The organism is Oleiphilus sp. HI0086, from assembly GCF_001635225.1.
On the sequence record NZ_LWFZ01000686.1, the window covers coordinates 1 to 9494 of the forward strand.

Annotated in this window: 10 protein-coding genes; 4 read left to right on the forward strand and 6 right to left on the reverse strand. The window is 44.5% G+C overall.

What is annotated here, in order from left to right; all coding sequences use genetic code 11:
* The first annotated feature begins 52 nt into the window (after positions 1-52).
* Positions 53-628: an AFG1/ZapE family ATPase gene (gene zapE / locus A3756_RS10660; protein WP_231875520.1), complete on the forward strand. Its 576-nt coding sequence runs from the start codon at positions 53-55 to the stop codon at positions 626-628.
* A gap of 212 nt (positions 629-840) precedes the next feature.
* Here zapE and A3756_RS10665 read toward each other — a convergent pair whose 3' ends face one another.
* Positions 841-1569, reverse strand: coding sequence for an ABC transporter substrate-binding protein (locus A3756_RS10665; protein WP_068553476.1), 729 nt, complete (start codon positions 1567-1569; stop codon positions 841-843).
* Positions 1570-1946: 377 nt separating this feature from the next.
* On the opposite strand from A3756_RS10665, the gene A3756_RS28990 reads away from it, so the two are divergent.
* A complete protein-coding gene (locus A3756_RS28990) occupies positions 1947-2075 on the forward strand; it encodes a hypothetical protein (protein ID WP_255374950.1) in 129 nt (42 codons plus the stop codon).
* 610 nt (positions 2076-2685) lie between these two features.
* Here A3756_RS28990 and A3756_RS10670 read toward each other — a convergent pair.
* Both A3756_RS10670 and A3756_RS29245 read right to left on the reverse strand, forming a co-directional pair.
* Positions 2686-3669 (reverse strand): sphingomyelin phosphodiesterase, encoded by a 984-nt coding sequence (locus A3756_RS10670; protein ID WP_068553477.1) that lies wholly within the window; start codon positions 3667-3669, stop codon positions 2686-2688.
* Complete coding sequence (locus A3756_RS29245; RefSeq protein ID WP_082865199.1) at positions 3579-3815, reverse strand: CBS domain-containing protein; 237 nt, start codon at positions 3813-3815, stop codon at positions 3579-3581. Before A3756_RS29245 ends, A3756_RS10670 begins: the two co-directional genes overlap by 91 nt.
* Before the next feature lie 208 nt (positions 3816-4023).
* Here A3756_RS29245 and A3756_RS10675 point away from each other — a divergent pair, with 208 nt between their 5' ends.
* The gene (locus A3756_RS10675; protein WP_068553478.1) at positions 4024-4401 is read left to right on the forward strand and encodes a PilZ domain-containing protein; all 378 of its coding nucleotides are present in this window, start codon (positions 4024-4026) and stop codon (positions 4399-4401) included.
* A gap of 118 nt (positions 4402-4519) precedes the next feature.
* On the opposite strand, the gene ccoG is transcribed toward A3756_RS10675, so the two are convergent.
* A complete protein-coding gene (gene ccoG / locus A3756_RS10680) occupies positions 4520-5992 on the reverse strand; it encodes a cytochrome c oxidase accessory protein CcoG (protein WP_231872288.1) in 1473 nt (490 codons plus the stop codon).
* 211 nt (positions 5993-6203) lie between these two features.
* Positions 6204-7649: a sigma-54-dependent Fis family transcriptional regulator gene (locus tag A3756_RS10685; RefSeq protein WP_231875519.1), complete on the reverse strand. Its 1446-nt coding sequence runs from the start codon at positions 7647-7649 to the stop codon at positions 6204-6206.
* 213 nt (positions 7650-7862) lie between these two features.
* Between A3756_RS10685 and A3756_RS10690 the strand changes: the two genes are divergently transcribed.
* On the forward strand, positions 7863-8882 hold the full coding sequence (locus A3756_RS10690; RefSeq protein ID WP_068553479.1) for a putative solute-binding protein: 1020 nt from the start codon (positions 7863-7865) through the stop codon (positions 8880-8882).
* Positions 8883-8902: 20 nt separating this feature from the next.
* On the opposite strand, the gene A3756_RS10695 is transcribed toward A3756_RS10690, so the two are convergent.
* On the reverse strand, positions 8903-9494 hold a 592-nt coding region (locus A3756_RS10695), incomplete at its 5' end, for a class GN sortase (protein WP_082865200.1).

The following is a 9494-nucleotide window of genomic DNA, read 5'->3' on the forward strand; positions in this document are numbered from 1 at the left end:
AAACAAGGATGTTCATGGCGATAATAATAGTAATAACAACACGCAGGCGAAGTTGGAAGAAATATTTGGTGGCACTGCATCCGGAACTGAGGCTGAGGTCATTCAAGTTCGCTTCGGTCGCACCGTCCAGGTCGCCCGATTGAATGACCGGTGCGCCTGGTTTGACTTTTCCGAGTTGTGCTACCAACCGCTCGGCGCGGCCGATTATCTTTCCCTCTGCGACCGATTTCCGGTCCTCATTATGGACAGCGTCCCCCAATTGGGCGCCAACCACCTCAACGAAGCGCGACGATTCGTGAACCTCATTGACGCGTGTTATGAATCTCGCACCCGCTTGGTGCTAGCGGCACAAGTCCCGCTCGACGAATTATTTGTCGATTTTGAAGCGCAAGTCGAAAGCAGAGATGGAGATGTAGAATTGTTTGTCAGTGAGAAGGGGGGAAACTCGAGTTCCTTTGCGACGACCATGATTCGCACCAAAGAGGGGGAACATTTGGAGTGGTCGGCGACGGGTCTAATTGGCGTGTCACTGGCACAATTCTCGTCCGCCAATGATCTCGCCTTTTCCTTTCGACGAGCCGCGTCTCGATTGGTAGAAATGGGTGGAAAGAAATGGGGGCGGCAATGACGACTGTGGAGAGGCTGAATTAAGTGGCTAAAGACCTTGTGAATGTCAGCTTCGCGGACGTTTAGGCCCTTAGAACTGACTTCTTGTGTTGATGTCGTGTCGAGGCAGCATTGTGCCTGGGCCTACTATTGAAGATTGATGCCAGTTTGACCTGATTGTCATAGAAATTCAGACACTGATAGTTCTAGCTTTGGAGTTAAAGCAGTCATTCCTTATAGTATATTCTCTAAGAATCGAGTGCGTATTTGGTCTATATCACCATTTTTTTGCATTTTACGAAGCACTTTATCTAAAGGTTCAACTATATTGAGATTATTTTTATGCAAGTAATGATAAAGCTTTTCTGAATATAAGACTGGGCTGACAACTTTAACGTTCTCGAACGGTTCGGTTAGGAGAGCCTTCAACGCGTTAGCTTCAGGCAGTAAAGTGTATTTAACTCTCCCCAGAGCGACCATACTGAGAGCTTGATTGGTGTTAACAACAAAAGTGCACTGGATTTTATTATCTTCAACCAGCTTTTCTACTAACTTGACTCCTTTTACGCAAACAACGTCATGCCCAAGATCTTTAATCTTGCTTACTCTTTCGCTACTGTGTTTTCCAAGAGCAATTATATTAATCATATTGATTGCGGTAGGTACTGCATTTAAGTTGGGGTAGCTTGAATGCAGGTTGCCAATACGTGATACCTCCCCATCGAACATACCCATATTCGCAGACAATAAAGAGCGAACATTTGGAAGTCTATGGATTTCTACTTGATAACCGATCTTGTTGTATGCTTTTTTCAATACTTGGACTGATATGTCCTGAACAAAGGCATTTTCTGGAGCAGTCAATGCAATCACAGATTGAGGGTGCGCATTCGTGAACCCTAACGAAAATATGGCAAACAATAATAGCTTGGCAGCCAAATTCTTAATGATTTGATATTTCATAAGAAATGATATCCTTTCGCTTCAGGCATCCTCTAAGGTTAGCAATGTAATATGAAACCTGCCAATAACCAATCAATTCAAATGATCTGCAGATGAAACAAGTCAATTATGATCTGCCCATCACTTAGCGGTATCTGTTTATACGAAAGAGTTGCTTTTGCTTATTTTGAATCATTTAGCCAACGATCAAACTGGCTGTTTTATCCGTATCTAAATTGCGCACCTGAAAGGTGACTTAGCGGACTATAAGGAATCACGAGAGTTCAGCTCCTCCTTCCAAGCAGACAAACTTAGATATCCGTTAGCGGGAAATTTTAGATCTCAATAAGATATTCTGAGCCCTCATGAGATACCAATACCGCCAAAGCAGCACAGCAATGAGCGCTTCAAGAACAGCCATTCCTAACAAGCTTGTGTCTGAGCTGAAAAGCGGCAAAGCGATCAACCTAAAGCCTATTAGCCCTGTCGATACTATCGCTGCGAAAAAGACGGCGCCTTCCAAGTAAGGCTTGTAAAATGATGACAGTATCATTGCACAACCGATCCCTACTTGAAGCCCTCCATAGACAGAAAAGAATTCGGCAAGCCCCATCTCACTCTGAAAGTTTATCCCCAAGAAACTGGCGGACAATGTGGGATTTATCGCACACCACAGGCCCGAGGCAAGATATAAGATGCCAACGATTCGATAAGATGTATCGTAAAGTCGGGTAGATAACTTAGTTGTGGTCACTTAGAGTCCTCCATGGACGGCCTTCACAAACCATATAGTTTCCACAGTTTTTTGTACAGCCACGGCAAGGTAAGCGCGCCGCCTTATTTCCTTTATGTGTGCCGGGTTTAACCTGAAACTTACGCTCTTTCATCATATTGCCCTATATGGATTCATTAGAGTTCAAGACAAGACATTGGAATAGTGGTCAAAACGATTTACGAGCAGAACGCCTCAATAGATCACAATTGGCTTAGATTAAGCTCAATAGAGATTAGATATATACCGGCGCGATGTCTCAGCCGGGAGAAAGCGAGTCGTGCGTCTTTTGCCTCGCTCAAAACGAAAAAAACCCACACTAAACAGTGTGGGTATCAATACGCAACTAGGGTAGAAAAAGTGGCTTACTCAGCGAATACAAACTCACTCGCTACAGGGTAGTGATCTGACAAGTCCCAAGTGGTCCAGTGATCCCATTCAATACTACGAGGCGTCAGCATCTTGTTATGAGAATAAACTGGCGCTTGATGCTCGTTTGAATACAACACATAGTCTAAGTACTCATTGTATTGATCATCCGCATAAACATTCACAGGGCCTGCGTAAGAGTAAGGGTACTCGCCTAACGCTGTAGGTTCTGTTGCATTCATAAGCGATAAAAAGTCTACGTGCTCTTGTGGGAAGTTCACCTTATCGACGTTGAAATCTCCCGCCATCAGTACAGGTTGATCTGATGGGATGTTCTTGCTATCTACAAAACCTTTTAGCTGCGCTAGCTGAGAAAATCGAACCGCAATATCATCTGCTGTCGTGTAGGCATGCGTGTGGGTTCCAAACAGGTTATAGATTTTCCCACCCTTATCAATTTTCGCATAGTTCATGCCCTTAGACGCTAAGCAACCATCTGCTCGACATGCATCATAGACAACATCATCGTGATCAATAATCGGGTGACGACTCGCAATGAAAGAGCCACCTGTCAGTAACTTACCAAGCTTGAATGGAATGTCTGTCAGGTAAGGATATTCCTCACTGATCTTGCTTCTAAAATGTGCTGTCAGAACCGGGTCAAAAAGCTCCTGAAATACAACTGCATCGTAGCCTTTTACAAGCTCTGCGATGGTATCCAGGCGAGGATGTGTATTCTTTGAGGTAATACCGGGTAGCAGGTTCCAAACGTTATAGGTCAAAACCTTGAAGTTGTTATTGCTCTCTTCGCGCGTTTCTAGCTCAAAGTCGTTATCAATGACGTAGTGAATGTCATCACCTGAAACACGTGCGTATTCAGAACGATACGCTAGCGTAGAGGCCTTGCCATCGAAGTCTCGTGCAATCGTATGAATGTCACGATCATATTGCCAAGGGTCGTTCTCTGCAGACAACCACATGTAGCTGAAATTCCAATCCCTTGTGCATCAGTAATTGGGATATGGCGAATCCCCTTGTTACTCATAAGTTCCCTAGCATCCAACACTGAATGATGTTTACTTAGGGTGGTCACCTCTGTCGTCATAATATCTTCAAGACTAATCATTTAATGCTCCTGACTTAAATACGATTGTTTTGTTAGGAGCATAGTTCACTGCTATCAGAAGTGGCACTGTCAAATCCTTAGCGTTTGATATGGATCAATTTGAGCACCTTACATTTGATAGAGACCTTGATAGTGGCTGAACCTTAAATTCTCTCCTAAACTGAAAGCAAGGGATTGTCAGACAGTTTAAGCAAATAGAGAGGCAAGTATGAATAAGAAAGCTGGTCGACAAGCACAAGAACGAAGACGTTGTCATCGCTATGATTCATCTAATATTTCTATCACCTTGAAATCTCAATCATCCTCAGCACCAAGCGACAATAATAAATTGAACATAGTCGACTTTAATCGATATGGTCTCGCCCTATGCAGTGACCATAGTTTTAGAGTTGGCGATACATTGAGCTTGATGCTGTCTGACCAGTCAGGCCATGAGGTAAATGTAGAAGGTTTTGTTTGTAATCGCGCAACAAGTGATGAAGGGTTTCGTTGTGGATTACGCTTTGTTGAAAGCAATGCTCAAGGCCAAACTCTCATCACCGCTCTACTTGAAATGGAGCAAAAACTCGACAAGCTCGCATCTTAGAAAGCAAAAAAAAGCGTGCTTATTGACCCGCCACAGGTTCAATAAGCACGAAAAGAGGCATTACAAGTTCACTCACAACCAGGAACAACTTGCCTCTTGAAAAGGAGGTAGTCACTCATTAATAAGCAACCGGCCCTAAAAACTTACTGCTAGCATCAGCATGCAAATCAGGATTCGATGCAGACTGAACCTTAAAAGTGATGGCATTGTTAGCCGTCTTAATTACATCGGGTGATACTTCAACAGTTACAGGCACTTCCTTTAACTCTCCTGGCCCCGCTTCCACTGTGTTCACTGACATATTCAGCGCGATATCACCTTCAACTGACAGGCGGTAGCTCACTGGCGTCTCAAGCTTATTCACCAGTTTCAAGGTGTAGTTATTCTCAATCATCCCCATACCGTTTTCGTAATATAATGCACCCCGATCCCTTAACACTGAAAGCTCAGCTAAAGGCCGAGTGATCAGGAAGGATGAGAACACCCCAACAACCACCAGCATCAGAACACCATAGCCTATTGAACGGCTATCAATCATTTTCGGGCGCTCACCTTGTTCAAATTCTTTTTCAGAAGCGTAGCGAATTAGCCCGGTCTCATACTTAAGCTTGTTCATCACACTGTCGCAAGCATCCACACACAAGGCACAGCCAATGCATTCATACTGAAGACCATCACGAATATCGATACCGGTCGGGCAAACCTGCACACATAAACTGCAGTCGACACAGGCTCCCAGGCTCGACTTTGGCTGCGCCCGAGAAGGCTTGCCTCTCGGTTCTCCGCGCGCCTTGTCGTAGCCGACGATCATGGTATTCTCATTAAACATTACGGACTGAAAGCGTGCATAAGGGCACATATAGATACACACTTGCTCACGCATCCAACCAGCATTGATGTAGGTTGCTACCGTAAAAAAGCCAACCCAGAATATCGCCCACCCGCTGACAACAGACAGCGTAAAAACATCAGCAATCAATTCTCTAATCGGATAAAAATAACCAACAAAGGTAAGCCCGGTCGCAAAAGCTAATGCCAGCCAGCTTAAGTGCTTAGCGCTTTTCTTAATCAGTTTTTCAAGATCCCACTTGTTTTTATCCAACTTGATTCGCTTGTTTCGGCTTCCTTCAAACAAATCCTCAAGCCACATAAACATAAATGACCAAACCGTTTGCGGGCAACTATAGCCACACCAAACACGACCAAAAAGAGAGGTAATAAAGAACAGACCAAAGGCGCAAATAATTAATGCAAAAGCCAGTAAGGTAAAGTCCTGAGGCCAGAAGACGGCACCAAATAAATGAAATTTACGCTCACTCAAATCAAACAAGATAAGCGGTTTGCCATCATAATTTACCCAAGCTAGAACAAAGTACATTGCTAACAGCAAGGTAAGCGAACGCTTACGCACTGTTTGGAAAAAACCGGTGATCTTTCGAACATAAATCTTTTCACGCGAAGCATAAAGCTCATGTTCGACAGTCTTATCTTTCTGTTTCGCTTCACTATCAGAGACATCCACAACCGGGATAGTTGAAGTCATATAGCTACCTTTTGTTTGCCTCTCTTCAGGCTGATTAATTACTGACAATCAAAACACTTTAGAGAATTTATAGTTCAATTTAAGAAAACTATTGCAACACTTAGGCCAAGCACCTACAAAACAAATAAAGCTTTGTTTTTATTAAAAATTTACAGAGGAACAGGTGTTCAAAAGAAGGATTAAAAAACGACATTAAGACACGACATTTCGCCATAAAGCGATATATCGCGCCCACATTTAAATTTAGACAAACTAAACCTTAAGCACTAACACCAAGCTTTTTCATCTTGGAACGAAGGGTACTTGGTGGCAAATCAAGCAATTCAGCAGCTCCTTGCTTTCCCGCTATCATACCGCCAGTCTGTCTCAGCGCCTCTTTAATATGGTTTGCTTCCGCCTCTTTAAGCGTCACCAAGACGGCTGCATGGGAGTTTCTTCGTTTTTTAGGTGCAGAAGGGATGGGGGCAACATCAAGAATAGGTGGCGTACAAACAATCGCAGCCCGCTCGATGACGTTTTGAAGCTCTCTGATATTGCCAGGCCAATCATAATCACACAACTGCTGTAAGGCCGCTGGGGAAATATGCGTGAAATTTTTTGCTAACCTTAAATTCAGAGCATTCAGAATATGCTCTACAAGTAAAGGAATGTCCTCTTTTCGCTGGCGTAAACTAGGTGCCTGAATAGGAAAAACGCTAAGCCGATAATACAGGTCATTACGAAATTCACCCTGCTCTAGCATATCAGCCATATTACGATTGGTCGCGGCGATAACCCGAACATCAACATGCAAAGTTTCACTACTGCCTAAGCGTTCAAACTCTCCCTCCTGGAGAACCCTTAGCAATTTTACTTGAATATCCAAAGGCAGCTCGCCCACCTCATCAAGAAAAATTGTACCGCCATCAGCCAATTCAAAACGGCCAATGCGCTGTTTCACTGCGCCAGTAAAGGCCCCTTTTTCATGGCCAAACAACTCGCTTTCAACCAGGTTCGGCGCAATAGCACCACAGTTAACTTTTACTAAAGGACGGTCTCGACGACGGCTAGCGCCGTGAATAGACCTCGCGATCAACTCTTTACCCGTGCCGCTTTCCCCTTGAATTAATACAGACGAGTCGGTGGGTGCAACATGCTCGATCTGCGTATGAATCTGATCAAGAGCAGGCCCCTGGCCAATCATCTTGGCGTAGTTATGCTGAGACTGGATCTCATCCATCAGGTAGCGATTCTCGGCCTGTAATTGCTCCTTCAATTCTTCTACCTGACGCAGCGCAGACTTTAACTCCCGCTCTGAGCGTTTCCGTTCCGAGATATCCTTAAACACAATCACAGCACCGACTATCTCACCCTCATGCTCAATAGCTGTTGCGATATACTCTACAGGAAACTGCGAACCGTCTTTGCGCCAAAAAACCTCATTATCGACTTCACGCTGAACACCGTCTTTTACTGTTTGATAGACAGGGCAAGTATGCACTGGGTAATGACGACCATCTTCATGGGAATGATGATGAAACTCATGAACTATTTTGCCAATAAGGTCTTCTTCCAGCCACCCGGTCATTCGTTCGGCGGCTGGATTCACGAAAGTGGTTAAACCGTTTTTATCAAGACCGTAAACACCTTCACCAATAGACGTCAGGATAAGCTCGTAGCGTTTTTTCAGTGCATCCGATTCATTAGACATTTCGGTGAATGCCATAACTAGCCTCTCAACTTGCTCAAGTAGAAAGCTTAGGTTAACCCAATTCAAGCCAGCCGTCTTCAGTCCACTCAATAAAGCTCAATTGATCTAAAGCAAGGCTCGCCTCTAGCAAGCCTGATACGCTCATAGTTATTAAAAAACAGCTATAAACAAAGTAGTTATAAGCAAGATAGTCAGTAGTAAAATAACAACGACAGAGGCTAGAGCTCTATGCGCTATTTCCATGCACCGCTTTCCTTCGTATTATTACTCTCATCAACATTCCTTGCGACCGTCACGCAAAGCAATGAATTGAAACCACTAACGATGTGCGTGTTTGACTTCGTCGGCAACGATGGCCCCATCCATAAAGAAATGAAAGAGTACAAGATTGACGCGGTTCGCTGGGGTGTTGACCTTTCATTCAAGCTCTATACCGATGACCGGGTCGCCTCAGAAGAATTCAAAAATGGCGTATGCGACATGCTCAACCTGCCAGGCATTCGGGCACGTGAATACAATGATTTTACCGGCTCTCTAAACGCTTTAGGCGCGCTGCCAACCTATGAACATCTAGGCATGGCTATTAAATCGATAAGCAGCCCGAGAGGTGCAAAGATTATGCGCAAAGGGGATTACGAAATCGTCGGTATTGCGCCCATTGGCGCTGTATTCTTATTTGTAAATGATAAGAACATTCATGCCCCGAAAGACCTGTCAGGAAAGCGTATTACCGTGCTCGATAACGCCCCGGAGACCGCACATATCGCAACTCGAATAGGTATGACACCCGTCGCATCTGGCATTCGTAATGCCCTGCAAAAATTTAACAACCGCGCCGTCGATGTCACCGGAGCACCTGCCCTGGCATATGAACCAATGGAGATGTACAAAGGCCTCGCGCCGAATGGAGGCATCATTAATTGGCCAAAGCTACAAATAACCATGCAACTGATCCTTCGCTGGAAAAAAGTACCTGAGGGCTTTGGTCAGAAATCTCGTGACCTGATGACAAATAAGTACCCGGCTCAAATTAAAAAAATTGTAGAAAGCGAGCAAACCATTCCTAAAAAGTACTGGATCAATATTTCCCAAGAAACCAAAGACAAATGGAACGAGTTCTTTAGAAAAAGCCGCATTGCGCTACGAGAAGAAGGCGTTTATAACCGCAAAGCCCTCACCTTGTTTAGAAAGATCCGCTGTAAGATGGATGCCAGCTTGGCGGAGTGTACATCCAAAGATAAGGAGTAAGCTCCCATTCGTTTGAGGCACTAGCTAACGGGCCTATTCTTAAGCGGTATCGCAAAAACTAAAAACCGCTCTTCAGCCCCGGCTGTTAAGGTATCAAACGGGTAGCAAGTCGCGAGTATCATCAAATTCTCAACCGATGGCTCCAATTCCGGGAGTAACCAATTCTGGTTAACCACCTCCGTATTAATAATTTGATAGTCACTGCGCTTGCCATCTGCAGTTGTAATCACAAACACATCATTTAACTTCAGATCTTTTAAAAACCTGAAATGGGTGTCTCGATGGCCACTCAAAATACTAAAATCTAAACCCAGGCCACCATCGACATAATCATTCATACCCGGCCCAAACGCTAATACTCGCCCGCTATCACCATGAAGTACGACTTGTTGAACACCAAGGCTGGGCACACTTAGCTCTGCAACCGGCCAGGTGTCAGCCCAGGGCCAGGGGCGAACTCGCTCTTCGCCTAGCAAAGTTCGCGACCAAGCCTGTTCGATCAAATACTGACTTAACCAGGCTTTAGCCGCTATTTTGGCACCACTACCAAGCTGAACAATTGCCGTGAGCGATAGGGCGATCAGCAATACAAACAGTAAAAATTTCTTTAGC